The sequence below is a fragment of the Ottowia beijingensis genome (genome assembly GCF_042680925.1).
Lineage (GTDB): Bacteria > Pseudomonadota > Gammaproteobacteria > Burkholderiales > Burkholderiaceae_C > Ottowia > Ottowia beijingensis.
Genome location: NZ_JBHUEP010000008.1, coordinates 1 through 17915, shown reverse-complemented (window position 1 = coordinate 17915; position 17915 = coordinate 1). Strand labels below are relative to the sequence as shown.

Annotated in this window: 12 protein-coding genes; 5 read left to right on the top strand and 7 right to left on the bottom strand. The window is 71.0% G+C overall.

The genetic code is table 11. The features are described 5' to 3' along the window. Positions 1–46: 46 nt before the first annotated feature. Together ACFSCU_RS13160 and ACFSCU_RS13155 are read left to right on the top strand one after the other, a co-directional pair. The gene (locus ACFSCU_RS13160; RefSeq protein ID WP_180550258.1) at positions 47–985 is read left to right on the top strand and encodes a LysR family transcriptional regulator; all 939 of its coding nucleotides are present in this window, start codon (positions 47–49) and stop codon (positions 983–985) included. Further along, on the top strand, positions 982–1218 hold the full coding sequence (locus ACFSCU_RS13155; RefSeq protein ID WP_377560927.1) for a hypothetical protein: 237 nt from the start codon (positions 982–984) through the stop codon (positions 1216–1218). The genes ACFSCU_RS13160 and ACFSCU_RS13155 overlap by 4 nt, the downstream gene beginning before the upstream one ends. A 40-nt stretch (positions 1219–1258) precedes the next feature. Here ACFSCU_RS13155 and ACFSCU_RS13150 read toward each other — a convergent pair whose 3' ends face one another. From ACFSCU_RS13150 to ACFSCU_RS13140, 3 genes are all read right to left on the bottom strand, one after another. Further along, a complete protein-coding gene (locus ACFSCU_RS13150; RefSeq protein ID WP_180550259.1) occupies positions 1259–3268 on the bottom strand; it encodes a sensor histidine kinase in 2010 nt (669 codons plus the stop codon). A 520-nt stretch (positions 3269–3788) separates the two neighbouring features. Then, complete coding sequence (locus ACFSCU_RS13145) at positions 3789–4610, bottom strand: carbon-nitrogen hydrolase family protein (protein WP_377560926.1); 822 nt, start codon at positions 4608–4610, stop codon at positions 3789–3791. Then, positions 4607–8737 carry a YhdP family protein gene (locus ACFSCU_RS13140; protein ID WP_377560925.1) on the bottom strand — a complete coding sequence of 1377 codons (4131 nt, stop codon included), beginning with the start codon at positions 8735–8737 and terminating at the stop codon, positions 4607–4609. Before ACFSCU_RS13140 ends, ACFSCU_RS13145 begins: the two co-directional genes overlap by 4 nt. An 80-nt stretch (positions 8738–8817) precedes the next feature. Between ACFSCU_RS13140 and glnE the strand changes: the two genes are divergently transcribed. Both glnE and ACFSCU_RS13130 read left to right on the top strand, forming a co-directional pair. After that, positions 8818–11613: a bifunctional [glutamate--ammonia ligase]-adenylyl-L-tyrosine phosphorylase/[glutamate--ammonia-ligase] adenylyltransferase gene (gene glnE, locus ACFSCU_RS13135; RefSeq protein ID WP_377560924.1), complete on the top strand. Its 2796-nt coding sequence runs from the start codon at positions 8818–8820 to the stop codon at positions 11611–11613. A gap of 113 nt (positions 11614–11726) precedes the next feature. After that, positions 11727–12347 carry a rhomboid family intramembrane serine protease gene (locus tag ACFSCU_RS13130; RefSeq protein WP_180550260.1) on the top strand — a complete coding sequence of 207 codons (621 nt, stop codon included), beginning with the start codon at positions 11727–11729 and terminating at the stop codon, positions 12345–12347. 167 nt (positions 12348–12514) lie between these two features. On the opposite strand, the gene ACFSCU_RS13125 is transcribed toward ACFSCU_RS13130, so the two are convergent. Continuing rightward, positions 12515–13126, bottom strand: a complete 612-nt coding sequence (locus ACFSCU_RS13125) for an MOSC domain-containing protein (RefSeq protein ID WP_180550261.1) — start codon at positions 13124–13126, stop codon at positions 12515–12517. 56 nt (positions 13127–13182) lie between these two features. On the opposite strand from ACFSCU_RS13125, the gene ACFSCU_RS13120 reads away from it, so the two are divergent. Then, a complete protein-coding gene (locus tag ACFSCU_RS13120; protein ID WP_377560923.1) occupies positions 13183–14091 on the top strand; it encodes an acyltransferase in 909 nt (302 codons plus the stop codon). Positions 14092–14202: 111 nt separating this feature from the next. Here the strand turns inward: ACFSCU_RS13120 and ACFSCU_RS13115 are convergent, their stop codons facing one another. From ACFSCU_RS13115 to ACFSCU_RS13105, 3 genes are all read right to left on the bottom strand, one after another. After that, positions 14203–15858, bottom strand: coding sequence for an IPTL-CTERM sorting domain-containing protein (locus ACFSCU_RS13115; RefSeq protein WP_377560922.1), 1656 nt, complete (start codon positions 15856–15858; stop codon positions 14203–14205). A gap of 179 nt (positions 15859–16037) precedes the next feature. Then, positions 16038–17420, bottom strand: a complete 1383-nt coding sequence (locus ACFSCU_RS13110) for an aminopeptidase P N-terminal domain-containing protein (protein WP_377560921.1) — start codon at positions 17418–17420, stop codon at positions 16038–16040. 185 nt (positions 17421–17605) lie between these two features. Beyond that, a partial coding sequence (locus ACFSCU_RS13105) for an IS1595 family transposase (RefSeq protein ID WP_377560920.1) occupies positions 17606–17915 on the bottom strand: 310 nt, incomplete at its 5' end.

Below are 17915 nucleotides of genomic sequence, written 5' to 3'. Positions count from 1 at the left end.
CCCCATCCCCGCCTTCCCCCAGCGGGGGAAGGAGGGAAAGCCTGCCATGAGCGCACCCGCCAAACGCGCCCGCGCCGTGCTCGGCCAGGTGAGCGACATGGACCTGCGCCTGTTGCAAGTGTTCAAGGCGGTGGTCGAATGCGGCGGGCTGTCGGCGGCGGAGCTGGAGCTGAACATCGGCACCAGCACCGTCAGCCGTCACGTGAAGGACCTGGAAACGCGCCTGGGCCTGACGCTGTGCCGGCGCGGGCGCGCGGGCTTTGCGCTGACGGCCGAGGGGCAGCGCGTGTACGACGAGACGCTGCGCCTGCTGGCCGCCGTCGATGGCTTTCGCGCCAGCGTCGACGACATCCACGACCGCATGGGCGGCGCGCTGCACGTGGCGCTGTTCGACAAGACGGCCAGCAACCCGGCCGCGCGCATCCATGCGGCCATCGCCGATTTCGCCGGCCACGCACCCGATGTGCGGCTGCACCTGCACGTGGGCAGCATCCAGGACATCGAGCGCGGCGTGATGGACGGCAGCTTCGCCATCGGCGTGATCCCTGAGCACCGCGCCTCGGCCAGCCTGCGCTACGACCGCCTGTTCGGCGAGACCATGTACCTGTATTGCGGCACGACCCATGCGCTATTCAACGAGGAGCACGCCGCGCTCGACTGGCCCGCGCTGCGGGCCCGAAAAGACTTCGCCGGGCTGGGCTACCACTCGCCCAACATGGAGCTGGCGCACGGCGAGCAGCTCAAGCGCCGCGCCACCGCCTACGAGCAGGAGGCCATCGCCACGCTGATCCTGTCGGGCCGCTTCGTCGGCTTTCTGCCCGACCACTATGCCGAGCCCTTCGTGCAGCGCGGCCAGATGCGGGCCGTGGCGCCGCGCGTGCTGACCTACGCCTGCGACTTCGTCAGCGTGCTGCGCCGCTCGCCCCAGCCTTCGCGCGCGGCACTGGCATTTCACCAGGCATTGCTGGCGGCGCATGGGGCATGAGCACCATGCAGTCGCTTGATTTTTTCTTGATGATCAAGGATTCCCCAATGACTTGCGGAACTCATCCGCTGTGTGGGAGCGGGCTTGCCCGCGATGAGGCGCCGCGTCGCAACGAACGCTTGATCGCGGGCAAGCCCGCTCCCACCACACTGTCTGAGACTGGTTGCGAATCAAGCATTTTTGATAGCTGCTTGCGCCCTGTACAAGACGAATTCAGATTGAAAAGCATCTGAAATTGGCCAATGACAAGCGCAAACAGCTATCATTATTGAATTACCCCGCCACCGGCAGCGTGAACCGGAACACCGTGCCGCGCGGCGTCTGCGGCTGGTGCTGCAGCGCGCTGCCGTGCTGCTCCACCACCGTGCGGCACAGCGACAGGCCCAGGCCCATGCCCTCGTCCTTGGTGGTGAAGAAGGGCGTGAACAGCTGCGCCGCCACGTCGTCGCTGATGCCCTCGCCGCTGTCGGCCACCACGAACTCGACCGCCGTGTGCGCCGGCCCCAGCCGCGCCTGCAGCCGCAACAGCCGAGGCGCGGGCGCCTCGGCCATGGCCTGCAGGCCGTTGCGCGCCAGGTTCAACAGCACCTGCTCGATCATCGTGGCCTCGCACCACACGGCGGGCAGATCGGCCGGCACGTCGACGTGCACGGTGGCGCCCAGCTTGCGCGCCTGCAGTTGCACCAGCGGCAGCACGGCGTCGAACAGCACGCGCGGCGCCACCGCCTGGCGCGAGGTGCTGCGCTGGCGCACCAGATCGCGCACGCTGTGGATCACCTTGCCGGCACGGCCGGCCTGCTCGGCGATGCGCGACAGCGCGGTGCGCACGTCGTGCAGCGTGGCGGCATCGCCCGCCGGTTGCTGCAGCAGGTTGAGCGAGCCGGTAGCGTAGCTGGAGATGACGGCCAGCGGCTGGTTCAGCTCGTGGCTCATCAGCGAGGCCATCTCGCCCACCGTGGCCAGGCGCGCGCTGGCCTGCAGACGCTCCTGGCTGGCGCGCGACAGCTCCTCGGCGCGGCGCTGCGCCGTCATGTCGAGCACGGCACTCATCCAGCCGGTGTGCTTGCCCACGGTGGTGATCAGCGGCGCCTCGTAGATCAGTACCGGAAAGCGCGTGCCGTCCTTGCGCATGAAGACCGATTCCACGCCTTCGCGCACCGGCGACAGGCCCGACAGGCGCTGCACCTGGCGCGCCGCATAGTCCTGCGCCATCTCGGGCGGCCAGTAGGGCACGGGGTTGGACTGGCCGATCAGCTCGTCGGCGGCAAAGCCAACCATGTCGCAGAACGCCGGGTTGACGTAGGTGATGCGGCCTTCCAGATCGCGCGCGCGCAGGCCGGTGACCAGCGAATCCTCCATCGCCTTGCGGAAGGCCAGCGCCTGCGCCAGTTCCGATTCGGCCTGCTGGCGGGCGCGGAAGTCGCGCGCCAGCAGCACCAGCACGGTGATGAGCGCGATCGACAGGCCGGTGACCAGCGCCGTGAGCACGTTGGGGAACACGTCGGGCAGCTGGCGCGAGCCCTCCAGCCGCAGCACGATGGGGGCGCCGGGCAGGTCGATGACCTGCTGCGCGACGAACACCCGCGCGCCGCGCCGCGGCACGCCCTGCATGGCCAGGCGCGTGCCGTCCAGTTCGGTGAAGCCCACGCTCTGCCCACGCGTCAGGCTGCTGGGCAGCAGCGCCAGCATGCCATCCAGCGTGTGCGTGGCCACCACGTAGCCCTGCAGCTGCGCGCCCTGCCGCACGGGCAGGCACAGCTCCAGCACCTCCTCGCCCAGGCCGCCGGCGCGCGGCACGAAGCGGCTGGGCGCATAGGCCGCCGCGCCCAGCTTGCTGGCCTGGCCGCACAGGTTGGCGATGTCGGAGGGATGGTGCGTGCTGCCGTCGGGCGGCGGCGGTGCCAGCGCGGGGTAGAACGGGCTGTCGGCCACGGCGCGCAGGTTCAGTGCCGCGTCGTGCCACTGCAGGCGCATCCATTCGCGGTGCTCGTGCAGCAGTTGCGTGGCGCCCGTCCACCAGCTGATCGGGTCGGCATGCGTGGCCGCCAGGCCGTGCAAATCCTGCAGGTTGCGCGCGAGCCGCTGGCGCAGCACCTGCGCGGCGTCGGCGTTGTCGCGATCCAGATCGCGCTGCGTCTGCTCGATCTCGTGCCCACGCGCCAGCCACACCAGCGTGGCCAGCAGCCCCACCACCACCAGCACCAGCGCGAACCACAAGGCCCAGCGGCGCCACGCGCCGCGCAGCCGCGCCAGTGCGCCGGCGGGTGCATCGGGCGAGGTCATGCAAGTGCCCCCGGGAGGGCTCGGCACGGCCGCCCTGAAAATTCAAGCGGAAAGTGCCTGTATCGCCCGTAGCTCAGGCGCAAGCAGCTATTATTTTTGAACCGAGTTGCCCTCACCCCAACCCTCTCCCGCCAGTGGGAGAGGGGGCAAGAAGGCACGCCGCGCGAAGCAGCGGCGCTGACCAACCAAAGGCCGAGCGCAGCGATGGCCCGAGTGGACTTCACCTCCCCTCTGGCCGTGCCGAGAAGCGCAGGGCGTGGGGCGGGCATGGGCTGCGCAGCAAGCCCATGCTTCGTACTCTGACTCGCTGCGGTTGTCTGAGCGGAGCGCGCAAGCGCGAAGCGAGTTCCGCAGCGCCGCCCCGCGCCCGAGCATCGCAGGTTGCCCGCAGCGAAGCGAAGGGACACGGCCAGTGGGGTCGCCTTTCTTTTGCCTACTTTTCTTTGGCGAGACAAAGAAAAGTAGGTCGCCCGCCGGGGCGAACTCCCGGCCAGCAGCGCATCCAACGCCCCAAGGCCCATCACAGCCTGCGATGCGACAGCGCCGGCAGCTGCGCCCGCCGCCCCGCCAGCGCATCCGCGTCCAGATCAGCCACCACCACCCCCGCCCCCTCGGCCCGCAAGCCCAGCACCTGCCCCCACGCATCCACCACCATGCTGTGCCCCCAGGTGCGCCGCCCGTTCTCGTGCGTGCCCCCCTGCGCCGCCGCGATCACGCCCGCCAGGTTCTCGATCGCCCGCGCCCGCAGCAGCACCTCCCAGTGCGCCTGCCCCGTCACGTAGGTGAACGCGCTCGGCACCAGCAGCACGTCGGCCCCCTGCGCCGCATAGGCGCGGTACAGCTCGGGAAAGCGCAGGTCGTAGCACACGCTCATGCCGATGCGCCACGTGTGCCCGTCGCGCGACGGCAGCTCGAACAGCGTCGGCACGCTGCCGCGCGCCAGCACCGCCGCCTCGTCGTAGATGCGCGTGCCGTCGTCGAACTGGAACAGGTGAATCTTGTCGTAGCACGCCACCCGCTCGCCCTGCGGGTTGAAGGCCAGCGAGGCATTGCGCACCCGCGCCTCGTCGCGCGGCTCGCTCGACAGCGGCAGCGTGCCGCCGACGATCCACAGCCCCAGCTCGCGCGCCGTGGCGGCCAGCCAGTCCTGGATCGGCCCCTTGCCCAGCAATTCCTGCAACGCCAGCTTGTCGGTGTCGCGCTGGCCCATGACGCAGAAGTATTCGGGCAGCACCGCCAGCTCGGCGCCCGCCTGCGCGGCCTGCAGCAGCAGCGCGTGCGCGTCGCGCAGGTTGTCGTCGATGCGGGTGCCCGACACCATCTGGATGGCGGCAACTTTCACGATGTCTCCTCGTTGATGGGCGCAGCAGCCGGCTCGGCGGCAGAAGCGGCCGCGGCCGGCGCGCTGGCGGCGCTGGCGGCGCCGGCCGCGCCAGCGTCGCTGCGCGCCTTGACTTGCGTGACCTGCGGATCGGCCCAGCTGCCGCCGACGTGGAATTCTCGCGTGGCCGCCTTGATCAGCGGCCGCTTCAGCACCAGCTGCGCGATGAAGGTGCCGATGCCGATGGCCGGGTTGATGGCGGTGGCCACCAGCGCGGCGGTGCCGGCGTCGATCTCGGGCACCACCAGCACGCGCAGGTCCTGCGTCTCCTTGTCGATGTCGGCGCTGCCGTCCATCAGCACGGCGGCGCTGGCGCCCTTCATCTGCAGGTTGTTGGTGCTGGCGATGCCGCGCGCCACGTTCACGTCGCCGCGGATGAAGTCGAACGCGAAGCCGGCGCTGAAGATGTCGCGGAAATCCAGCGTGAGCCGCCGCGGCAGCGCCTGCAGGCTGAGCACGCCCAGCAGCTTGGCCACGCCCGGATCGGCCTTGAGGAACTGGCCTGCACCGACATCGGCATGCAGCTGGCCCGCCATGCTGGCGCAGTGCGGCGAGAACGGCGCTCCGCGCCAGCTCAGGTTGCCCTCGATCTGGCCGCGGCCGCGCACCAGCACGTCCGGCATGTCGAAGCGCGCCAGCAGGTTGCCGGCGTCGCGGATGTCGAGCTTGAAGTCGAGCGCCGTGCGCCGCGGATCGCCCGGTGTGCGCGGCGCCCGCGGATTGAGCGGCAGGGCCGGGCCGCGCGCAATAGTGGCCCAGCGGCCGCTGGCGCTGAAGGTGGCCTCGGGCGCGCGCACCACCAGGCGCGTCAGTTCCCACTCCTGCAGGCCGCCGCCCTGCCGCGTCGGCGCGACGTCGCGGTTGATGGCCTCGATCTCCATCCGGCCCAGCTTCTTGCCACGCAGCTCGAACTGCTCGGCCACCACATCCAGCGCCGGGATGTTGGCGGGCGGCTGGGCCAGCAGCGTCTGGTCGTCACCCGCGCTGCTGGCGGGAATGCTGAGGCGCGCCAGGCGCGCATGCACCTTGCCGGCGCGGCCGCCGGCGCCCTCGCTGTATTCGACGCGCCCGGCCAACTCGCGCGCCTGCACGTCGGCGCGCCACACGCGGCCATCGCGCGTGCCGCTGGCCACCACGTCGTACAGCGTGCGGTCGTCGGCCAGCAACTGCCCGGTGCGCACCGACCAGACGGTGGGCACGAATCCGTGGTCGGGCGCTGCTGCGGGCGCGGCGGCGCTGGCCGCGTCGTCGCCGAACAGGCTGGTCAGCGCCTCGTCCCAGGCCTCGGCATCCAGCCGGGGCGTGTGCAGGCGCGCCACCACGCCGCTGTCCGGCAAGGCCAGCTGCGGCATGGCCTGCGGCCCCACGCCGATGACGCCGCGCGCCACGCGGCCGGAGGCGGCATCGCGCTCATACGCCACCACCAGCTGGTCGGCCACGTCGACGCGAAAGCGCGAGCGGCCGCTGCCGTTCAGCTGCGCGCTTTCGTAGCGCAGCGGCCAGGCGGCGTCGGCCGGCTTGGCCAGCGGCGCGGGCAGATCGACGGCCATGCCGCGCAGGTCGCTGGTCACCAGCACATCGGGCTGGCCGGCGCGAAAGCCGATCACGGCCTGGTAGGCCGCGCTGCCGCTGGCGCGCCGCGCGATGGCGGGGAGCGGCGCCCAGTCGGCGGTGTCGCGCAAGCCTTCGGCGGTGGCGGTGCCGCTGGCGCGCAGCTGCACCGCGGGCGCGCCGCCGGCACTGGACTGGCTGCCGCCGGCCAGGCGCGCCTCGCCACCCAGCAGGTGCACGCGCGCATCGTGAATGGTGAAACCGGTTTCGCTGAAGCTGACCGCGCCCTGCGCCTGCCCCAGCAGCGGCGTGTCGGGCGTGATGCGCAGGTCGTTGCCGGCCAGGCTGACACGGCCTTCCACCCTGGAATCCTCGATGCGGTTCACCGGCAAATCGAGCTTGAGGTGCAGGCCCGCGTTGCCGTTGGCCTGGGCGCGGTCCAGCACCTGCTGCGTGAAGCCGGACACCGGCGACTGCCGCACGATGCCCAGCGCCGCCGCCAGCGGGCCGGTGCCTTCGGCATCCACCAGCACGCGCGTGTGGCCCAGGTCGGCAATGCCCGCCTGCACGCGCGTGAACTGCCAGCCGGGGTGCCCGCGCACCTGCGACTTCGCGTTCTTCACCTGCATGCTGTTGTGGTCGAAGATCAGCTCGCCCGACAGGTTCTCCAGCGCCGGCCAGGGCACCTGCCCGGCGGGCTGCAGGCTGGGCGGCACGTAGGCCAGCGTGACGCCGTGCACCTGCCCGGCAAAGCGGAATTCGCTGCCCGGCGGTGCCTTCGAACTGGCGATGTGGCGCAGATCGCCCTTCACGCGCACCGCCACGTCGCGCGCCTCGCCCTTGACCACCGCCTCGCGCACGTAGCGGCGCGCCGATTCGGGAATGCCCAGCGGCAGGTAACGGTGCACGCGCGCGCCGTTGGCGCGGCTGAAGCTGCCCGACAGGTCCAGCACGCCCGGAAAGCGCGCCGCCCCTTGCTGGCCGGCCACGGTCTGCCATTTCGCCTTGAAGGTGCCCGTGGCATCGGCGTTGCGCAGCTTCAGCTCGTCCACGTCCAGCTCGACCTGCCCGCCCTGCACGCGCCAGCGGGCGCGGGTGGCCAGCTCGGCCAGCGGGATGCGCGGCTCGTCGAACACGCCCGGAAAGCTGAGGGCGCCGTCGCGGATGGCCAGCGTCGCGTGGCCGCCGGCCGGCGTGGCCTCGAGCTCCAGCGTAGCCCCTTCGACGCCCGGAATGCCTTCCACCGGCTGGCCATCGGGCCGGGGCGGCGCGGGGCGCGCACCCACGGTCATGGCGCTGGCCCGAGCCTGCACGCGCCAGTCGCGCGGCGCCTCCAGCGGGCCGCTCCAGCGCGCCTGGATGCGCTCGACCAGGCCCTGCACCGGGTGCGCCTGCAGGCGCTCGTGCACGGCGGGCGGCAGCGGCAGGCGCTGCGCGATCTTGGCCAGCGCCGCCAGGTCCAGGCGGTCGCCCTGCAGCTCGCCGCCGTCGTCGTCGCGGTAGCTCAGCTGCACGTTGCCGCCGGGCCAGGCCAGGCCGTCGGCATCGACGAAGTGCAGGTTGCGCGTGTCCACCTCCATGCCCTGGCCCACGTTGCGCCAGCCCAGCCGGCCGGTCAGCGCAGCGAAGGCCAGCGGCTCCAGCTTCGGGCCAAAGGTGGCCGACACGCCGCCCAGGGCCACGTCGGCCGTGGCGGCCGTCAGCGCGCCCTTCTTCATGTCGGCCCAAAGGCGCAGCGCGCCATGGCCCCCCTGAAGATCAACGCCCCAGTCGGTTTTCAGGTCGGCGTACTGCCGCAGTTGAGACACGTCGACGCGCCTGAAATCGGCGAAGGCATGGCCCTCCCAGTCGCGCCAGAAGCCCGGATGGCGCGAGAACACCGGCTGGCGGAACTGCCCGATCAGCGTGAAGCGCTCGCCCCAGGCGGTGTCGGGCGTGGCGTCCAGTCGCAGCTGGTGGCGGCCGTAGCCGTTGCGCACCACGAACTGCACGTCGTTCAGCGCCACCGGCGGCGCGCTGCGGCGCTCGTCCACCCAGCGCACGCGGCCGCCGCGCACCAGGAACTCGGATTGCGAGAAGAACCAGTCGGCCGCGCCGGTGTCGCCCTCGGCATCGCCCGACAGGTCGATGCCCCCAACCAGCAGGCGACCGTCGGTGGTGCGGCGCAGCTCCAGGTCGGGCTGGTCGATGACCAGCTGCTCCAGCGCGCCGCGGCCCAGCGATAGCACAGAAAATGCCGCCAGCACGCGCGGCACATGCAAGCCGGCCCGGCCCGTGGGGTCATGCACGCGCACGTCGCGCAGCGACACCGCCGGCACGAGACCATTGGACTCGGCCTCGATGGCACCGATGGTGACCGGGGCCGAGATCGCGCGCGAGGCGAGCTGCTCCAGCCGGGGGCGGAACTGGTCGATTCGCGGCACAATGATCCAGTGGAGCACGGCCCCGGCCAGCAGCATCAGCAACAGCAGCGCACCGACACCGCGCACCGTCCAGCGCATGACGATGGCGGCGATCTTGAGAGACGACTGGAGCAACGGCTTGAAGGGGCTTGGAGCGGACGGGCAGGCCAGGCCGATCAACGGCCACGCACCTGCCCCGGAGGACTGAAGAAATTATGACCCGTGGCGCTGCGCAAGGTTCTTGCGCCAACCGTGAATCTTTGTTAACCCCGTTCCCCGGCCTGCCGGGCAGCGCCAGCCATTCGCGCCTGGTGCAGCGCCTGCGCAGGCGCTACGAGGACGAACTGCCCCTGCTGCCGCCCGGCGCGCCCACCCAGGACAGCATGGCGGCCTGCCTGGCCGCGCTGGCCGAACGCGGCCACGACGAACTGGGCGCGCGCCTGCGCATCCTGCGCCAGCTGGTGATGGAACGGCTGGTGGTGCTGGACTGCGAGCAGGCCGCGCCGCTCGCAGTGGTGACCCGCGCCGTCACCGAGCTTGCCGAACTGGCGCTCGACGCCGCCTGCGCCCACGCCTTCGCCCAGCTCGACGAGCGCCACGGCGCGCCGCTGACCGAGGCGGGCCAGCGCGCCCAGCTGTGGGTGATCGGCATGGGCAAGTTCGGCGCGCGTGAGCTGAACGTGTCGAGCGACATCGACCTGATCTACGTCTACGACGACGATGGCGAAACCACCGGCCGCGACGACGGGCGGGGGCAGATCACGGTGCACGAATACTTCACCCGCGCCGTCAAGCTGATCCAGGGCCTGATCGGCGACACCACCGAGCACGGTTTCGTGTTCCGCGTCGACCTGGCGCTGCGGCCCAACGGCAACTCCGGCCCCACGGTGTGCTCGCTCGACGCGCTGGAGGAATACATGCTGGTGCAGGGGCGCGAGTGGGAGCGCTTTGCCTGGCTCAAGAGCCGCGTGGTGGCGCCGCGCGCGGCCATCGCCGGCGGCTCGGCCGAGGGGCTGCGCGGCGTGGTGCTGCCCTTCGTGTTCCGCAAGTACCTCGACTACAACGTGTTCGAGTCGCTGCGCACGCTGCACGACCAGATCCGCAGCCACGCCAGCCGGCGCAGCGCCGGCCGGCCCGAGCGCGCCAACGACGTCAAGCTGTCGCGCGGCGGCATCCGCGAGATCGAGTTCACGGTGCAGCTGCTGCAGGTGGTGCGCGGCGGCCAGTTCCCCGAGCTGCGCACGCGCCCGACGCTGGAGGCGCTGCAGCGCGTGGCCCGTGCCGAGCTGATGCCGCCCGAAGCCGCCGACGCGCTGGCACGCGCCTACGTGTTCCTGCGCCGGGTCGAGCACCGCATCCAGTACCTGGACGACCAGCAGACCCACATCCTGCCCACGCAGGACGCCGACCTGGACTGGATCGCGCGCACCCTGGGCTACGACGGCGTCTGCCCCTTCCTGGCCGAGCTGGACACACACCGCGAGTTCGTGGCGCAGGAGTTCGACCGCCTGCTGGGCGGCGACGCGCCCTGCAAGAGCTGCCAGAAAGGCGCGGGCGGCGAGGCGCGCGCCGCGCCGTCCGACATCGACGCCGTGCTGCCCGCCTTCCCCGAGCGCGTGCGCGAGCGCCTGGCCGAGTGGCCCGAGCACCCGCGCGTGCTGGCGCTGCGCGACGAAGCGCGCGGCCGCCTGACGCGCCTGCTGCAGCGCACCGCGCAATGGCTGGAGGAAGGCCGCGTGAACGAGGACGGCGTGCTGCGCCTGGCCGACTGGGTGGAGCCGCTGCTGCGCCGCGAGAGCTACATCGCCCTGCTGCTGGAGCGCCCCGCCGTGCACGAGCGCCTGCTGCGCGTGCTGGGCGCGGCGCGCTGGCCGGCGCGCTACGCCATGCAGCACCCCGGCGTCATCGACGAATTGGCCAGCCCCAGCCTGCTGAACGAACGCTTCGACGCCGCCGCGTTCGAGCAGGAGCTGGAGCTGCGCCGCGAAGCCCTGGCGCGCGGCGGCGAGGACGACGAGGAAAGCCTGCTGAACCTGCTGCGCCGCGCGCACCATGCCGAGACCTTCCGCACCCTGGCGCGCGACGTGGAAGGCCGCATCACGGTGGAGCAGGTGGCCGACGACCTGTCGGCGCTGGCCGACGCCATCCTGCGCCTGACCATGCGCTGGTGCTGGCCGCGCCTGCGGCAGAAGCACCGCGCTGAGCCGCGCTTCGGCGTCATCGGCTACGGCAAGCTGGGCGGCAAGGAGCTGGGCTACGGCAGCGACCTGGACATCGTGTTCGTGTTCGACGACGAGCACGAGGACGCGCAGGAAATCTACGCCGCCTTCGTGCGCAAGCTGATCACCTGGCTGACGGTGAAGACCGGCGAGGGCGACCTGTTCGAGATCGACACCGCGCTGCGGCCCAACGGCAACTCGGGCCTGCTGGTGACCGACATCGACGCCTACGCCGACTACCAGGAGAACCGCGGCAGCAACACCGCGTGGACCTGGGAGCACCAGGCGATGACCAGAGCCAGGATGGTGCCGCCGTCGGCGCCCACGGCCGGCGCTTCCTCGCCATCCGACCCGCTCACCGCCCGCTTCGACGCCGTGCGCCACGCCGTCATCACCGCGCCGCGCGACCACGCCGCCCTGCGCGGCGAGATCATCGCCATGCGCGAGAAGATGCGCAACGCCCACCCGATCCGGGACGGGCTGTTCGACGTCAAGCACAGCCCCGGCGGCATGGTGGATGCCGAGTTCGTCACCCAGTACCTGGTGCTGGCGCACACCGCGCAGCACCCCGAGCTGGCGCCGAACCTGGGCAACATCGCCCTGCTGCGCCGCGCCGAGGACGCCGGCCTGCTGCCCGCCGGCGTGGGCCAGGCCGCGGCCGATGCCTACCGCGCGCTGCGGCGCGTGCAGCACCGCGCGCGGCTGGACGAGCAGCCGACCCAGGTGGCGCCCGACACCCTGGCTGCCGAGCGCCTCGCCATCCAGCAGCTGTGGCACACGGTTTTTGGATGAAAATGGCGTCTGGCGCCCGTCCGATCTGCGCAAGGCGCTATTAATTTCAAACTGACCTCCAGCCATCCGCCGTTCGCTGCGCGTCGCCGCGGCGGCACGCCCTACCCTGATTGATGCACCACCGCGCCTGGCCCCTTACCTGCGCGCTGCTGATCGCGGCCAGCGTGGCGCTGTGGCTGGCCGGCATCAGCGGCCACGTGGTGCCGCAGCACTGGCTGTGGCATGCCGATTTCTGGCCCCGCCAGCCGTGGACACTGTGGACCGGCCCGCTGCTGCACTTTCTGGGCGCGCACCTGGCCGGCAACGCGCTGGCGCTGGCGGCGCTGGCGGTGCTGGGCGCGGCGCTGCACGCGCCCCGCGCCGACGCGCTGGCCCTGCTGCTGGCCTGGCCGCTGGGCACGCTGGCGCTGCTGGCCTGGCCAGCGGTGGGCGGCTATTACGGCCTGTCGGGCCCGGTGCACGCGGCGGCGGCCATCCTGGCGCTGCGCGCACTGCAGGCGCCCGCCACACGCTGGCTGGGGCTGCTGCTGGCGGGCGGGCTGCTGATCAAGCTGGCGCTGGAGCGCGGCTGGGCCGTGCCGGTGGGTTTCGACAGCGGCTGGGGCTTCAACGTGGTGTTCGCCGCGCACCTGAGCAGCGCGGCCGTGGGTGCGGCGCTGGCGTTGGCGCTGCAGGTGGTGGGGCTGCTGGCCAGCCCGCGGCGACATGCGCCGCCGGCGTCGAGGCGTTTCTGAGCGGCTGCGGCGATCAAAGCGCCGCGCAGACGATTGATGCAAGGCAGGGCGAAAGCATACTCCCCCTATAGCAAGCCGTCAGCGCTTACTGGACGGGCGCTAGAACCTCATACTCCCCTATCAAAATTCTTCCACGGCGTACCCGCCGGCAAGGCCAGCGGGTGGCGCTACCCGTTGCGGTGCCTGGCCCACTTGCCACGGATCGCCTCAGCCACCGACAGCCGCCGCGGCCCGGGCATGAGCCGCAGCGCGCTGCCCGCGCGCAGGTCGCCGGGAACCTCCACCGCCAGATAGAAACCGCTGCGCGCCTCGCGCACCATGCGCTGCGCAGCGTCGGCCAGGCCCATCACGGCGGTGAACTTGCCGCAGGGCTCGCGCGGCATGGTCACGCGCAGCACGCAGCCCGAGCCGTCGACGTGCAGCGTGTCGCCGATCCACACGTCGGATTCCAGCAGCCCGCAGATCGTCAGGTTCTCGCCCATGAAGCCGGCGGGCAGCGCCTCGTCGAACAGGCTGGCGCCGCCCGCGCGCCGCGCCGCCTGCCAGTACGGCAGGTGCTCGCTCGGGTAGGCGTACACCGCCTTCTGCAGCCCGCCGTGCACGTTCAGGTCGGCCTGCTCATCGCCCGCCAGCCCCAGCGCGCCCACGGCCACCGGCCCGTCGACCGGCGACTTGCGGATGCCGCTGAGCACCGTGCGGCCGCCCACGCGCAGCAGGCGCGCGGCGCCGACGTTGACGCTGAGCAGACGCGGAACAGGGCAAGGGGCAGGTTCAGGCATGGCGCCCGGATTGTGCATGCGCGGCCGCCGTCAGTTGGGGCAAGATGCGCGCCGTCATGCTGAGCTTCCTGCCCCCCGTCCTGCGCGGTGTCATCGCGGCCCTGTTGCTGGCGCTGAACACCCTGTTCTGGTGCACGCCGCTGTTCGCGCTGGCGCTGCTCAAGCTGGTGCTGCCGTTTCGCGGCGTGCGGCTGGCGCTCGATCCGGCCATCCACGGCATCGCCACCCGCTGGATCGCCGGCAACAGCGCCTGGATGCGCCTGACCCAGCCCACGCGCTGGGACGTGGCCGGCATCGACGGCCTGCCCTACGCCGGCTGGTACCTGGTGCAGGCCAACCACCAGTCCTGGGTCGACATCTTCGCGCTGCAGTACACGCTGAACCGGCGCATCCCGTTCCTCAAGTTCTTCCTGAAGCAGCAGCTGATCTGGGTGCCGGTGATGGGGCTGGCGTGGTGGGCGCTCGAGTTTCCGTTCATGAAGCGGCACTCGCCCGCCGCCCTGCGCGCCAACCCGGCGCTGCGCGACGAGGACCGCGAAACCACGCGCCGCGCCTGCGCCAAGTTCTCGCTGGTGCCCACCAGCGTGATGAATTTCCCCGAGGGCACGCGCTTCACTCTGCCTAAGCACGCGGCGCAGGCCTCGCCCTACCGGCACCTGCTCAAACCCAAGGCCGGCGCGCTCGCGCTGTCGCTGCACGCCATGGGCGAGAAGTTCGATTCGCTGATCGACGTGACCATCGTCTACCCGCACGGCCGACCGACGTTCTGGCAGTTCATGTGCGGGCGCGTGCCCGAGATCGTGATGCGCGTGCACCGCCGCCCCATTCCGCCCGCCTTCTGCCACGGCGACTACAGCGCCGACGCCGCCTTCCGCGCGCAGATCCACGGCTGGCTCGCCGACCTGTGGGCCGAGAAGGACGCCGAGATCGAGCGCCTGCTGGCCGAGCGCCGCGACCCGGCGTGATCAGCCGCGCATCAGCGCTTCGATCACACCCGGGGCAGTGGACTCATGGCCGGATCGGCGGGTACGCGGCCATGGCTGGCTGGTCGGACCGCTCCTGAGGTGCTGCCCCTGTCACTGGAATCGACGACGCCAGCCCGCCACGCCTGCCAGCAGCAAGCCCAGCAGGCCCAGCGCCCAGGTGCCGAGCGTCGGCACAGCCTGCACGGCCCCGGCACCCGCCGCGGCGCGCACCGCCAGCGTTTGCGCCACCGGGGCCACACCCGCAGCGGTGGTGGTCACGGTGTAGTCGTCAGCCGGCAGTGTTCCGGCCGGCACCGGGCCGTAGGCGCCGGCGCCATCGGTGGTGGCCGTCAGCGTCCGGGTAAAGCCGTTCGGCCCCGTGATGGTGATGGTGACGGTGGTGCCTGCGGGCACGTTGGTGAGCGTGCCGGAGAGGTCCACGTTGTCGCTCGGGCCGACGGTGGCCGGCAGCGGCGCGGGGCTCAGCACCGGCACGGCCGGGGCGACCACCGAGAAAGTCTGCTGCTGCGGCGTGACGCCGGTGGCCGAGGTGGTGGCGGTGTAGCTGCCGGGCGCCAGCGGGCCGGCGGGCACCGGACCGTAATTGCCAGCGGCATCGGTCGTTTGGGTGGTGAAGGTCTGCACGCTGCCGCCCGGGCCGGCCAGCTCGATCGTCACCGGCGTGCCGACCGGAACGTTGGTCAGCGTGCCCGACAGGTTGACGGTTTCGCTCGGGCCGATGGTGGCCGGCAGAGGCGCTGGCGCAAGCACGGGTGCGAGCACCGTGCCCTGCGTGGTCGCCGGCAGGCCGGACGGCGTGGTGGCCGTCACATCGTAGCTGCCGGCCGGCAGCGTGCCGGCCGGCACGTTGACGCTCCAAGCGCCGCCCGTGACGGTGGCCGGATAGTTGTGCGGCACGCCGTCCGTGCCAACCACCGTGACCGTGATCTGGGTGCCGTCTGCCAGCCCGCTGGTGGTGCCCGACAGGGCGAAGGGCTGCGCCAGCGTGACAGTGGGCGCCGGGGCGATGGTGATGGCGACCGGGCCGCTGGGGCATTGGGCGGACGAACTGGCAACCCTCAAGCGCACGGCCGCGCCGCCTGAGTCGTACACCAACAATGTGACCTCGTTGGCGCCCGCCTTCCACTGCTGCGCCGTGGTGCTGCCGCCGCCCAGCGTGGCGGTGGAGCCGGCAGTGTTGGCATAGGTGGTCGGCAACGCGGGCGTGGCGTTGCCGGTCCAGCGCACGCCGTTCATGTAGATGGCCGTGACAGTGTCATCGGCCCAGATGCCATTCAGGGTCAGCAGATAGGTCGCCGGATCGACCGTGGGATCAAGCTGGAAGCGATAGCGGAAGTACATCGTCGCCGGCGCCACGAAACCCGTTGGATAGGGGTAGAAACCGACCTGCGCCAACGAATTGGGGGCGGACAGTCCGCCGACATAGTTGGCGATCTCGGTACCGCTCAGGTAGCCGAACGTCAGGTTGCTCGGCACGGTGCTTGGCAACGGGTTGGGAAAGCCGGACGCACCAATGGCCGCCTCCCAGCGCGGCTGGTTGCCGCGATCCGCTTCGCTGACAGCCGTCGTGTTGAGCACCGTGCCCACGTCGTTGACGGTGCCAGCGGGCGCCGGGCTGACGGTGGGGCAGACGAACACCGGCGGGGCCGGCTGGGCCTTGACGGCCGCGGCTGCCAGCAGCAGCGTCAGCGCGGGCGGCACACGGCGGGCGAGCGAGGACGAAACAGAGCCGGTGAAATAGCGCATGGCGAACGATGGGCTTGAACAGGGATCGGGACGCGTTCGGTGACCGACGCTCCCGCGGCCAAACCGCCATTTTCGTTGGCGCAAGGAAAAAGTCCGCACGATCGCCGCACTTGCGCGCGAGAACGGTCAGACTGAGCACGGCCGTATCGCAAACGCAACAAGCGCCGCGCTGGCGGCGCTCAGCGCATCAGCGCCTCGATGGCGTCCGGCTCCACCGGCACGTCGCGCGTGATCAGCTCGCAGCCGGTCTCGGTCACGACCGCATCGTCCTCGATGCGGATGCCGATGTTCCAGAACTCCTTGGGGATTTTGTCGCTGGGGCGCACGTACAGGCCGGGTTCGATGGTCAGCACCATGCCGGGGCGCAATATGCGGCTGGGGCGGTCCTTGATCAGCTCGCCCGACAGCGGATCGGTGCGCTCGCTCACTTGGCCGATCTCGCTGGGCTCCACGTAGCTGCCGACGTCGTGCACGTCCATGCCCAGCCAGTGGCCGGTGCGGTGCATGTAGTGGGCGAAGTAGTGGCGGTTGGCGATCGCGTCTTCCAGCGTGCCGTGCTGGTGCTTGTCGAGCAGGCCGAGGTCGAGCATGCCCTGCGTCAGCACCTTCACCGTGGCCTCGTGCGGGTCGGTGAAGCGTGCGCCGGGTTTCGTGGCGTCGATGGCGGCTTGCTGGCTGGCCAGCACCAGCTCGTACAGCGCGCGCTGCGGACCGGTGAAGCGGCCGTTGGCGGGGAAGGTGCGGGTGATGTCCGACGCATAGCCGTCCAGCTCGCAGCCGGCGTCGATCAGCACCAGCTCGCCGTCGCGGATGGGGGCGTTGTCGGCCCGGTAGTGCAGCACGCAGGCGTTGGCGCCGGCGGCGACGATGCTGCCGTAGGCCGGGTATTGCGAGCCGTGCTGGCGGAATTCGTGCAGCAGCTCGGCGTCGAGGTGGTATTCGCGCACGTCCTGGCCGGCGCGCAGCATGGCGGCTGAGCGCTGCATGGCGCGCACGTGGGCGCCGGCGCTGATGCGGGCCGCGCGGCGCATGATGTCCAGCTCGTGCGCGTCCTTCACCAGCCGCATCTCGTCCAGGATGGCGCACAGGTCGCGCTGGCCCTCGGGCGCCAGCGCGCCGTAGCGCACGCGGGCGCGCACGCTCGTGAGCCAGCCGTCGATGCGGCCTTCCAGCCCCGTGTGGGTGGCGAACGGCCACCACACGGTGGTGCGGTTCTCCAGCAGCTGGGGCAGGCGCTGGTGCAGCTCCTCGACCGAGAACGCCTCATCCACGCCCAGCGCGGCCGGCGCGGCCTCCGGGCCCAGGCGGATGCCGTCCCAGATCTCGCGCTCCAGGTCCTTGGGCTGGCAGAACAGCAGGCTGCGGCCATCGGCCGTCAGCACCAGCCAGGCGTTGGGCTCGGAAAACCCGGTCAGGTAATAGAAGTAGCTGTCGTGCCGGTACAGGTAATCGCTGTCGCGGTTGCGCGCGCGCTCGGGGGCGGTCGGCACGATGGCGATGCCGCCTTCGCCAAGCTGCGCCGCCACGCGGGCGCGGCGGCTGGAATAGGGCTCGTGGTTCATGGAGCCGCAGCTTAGTCGATTGCGTTGCACGCGCCGCGCCCGCTTATGCAGGCGCTTTCCTATGGTTCGCCCCCCCACATGCAACCCCCCATCGCGGGACGCAGGCACACATAAGTGTGGACTTAAATAAACAGTTCGATTAGATTCACGCTGGTTTTGTTAAGGGTCTTAGGAAGCAAACGCTATCAAAGCGGATTGTTTCTGAGCAAGGATAGCAATGCTTGGTAGAGGTTCTGATTTCGATGATTGAAGCGAAACTCGGTCTCCTTCAAGTGCAGATAGAACGTCTTGCGCGGCACGCCATTGAACTGCGCCAGTCGCCGCTTGGCGAAGCTCCAGAAGCTCTCGATGCCATTGACATGCACCGAGCCACGTGCGAACTCATTGGCCCCGTGGCTGACCCGAAAGTGCTTGTCAAAGCCCACGTCTACCAGCCCGTCGTAGCCTCTCCAGCCATCAGTGTGAATGATGCTGGCAATGTCGGCCTTGCCCCGG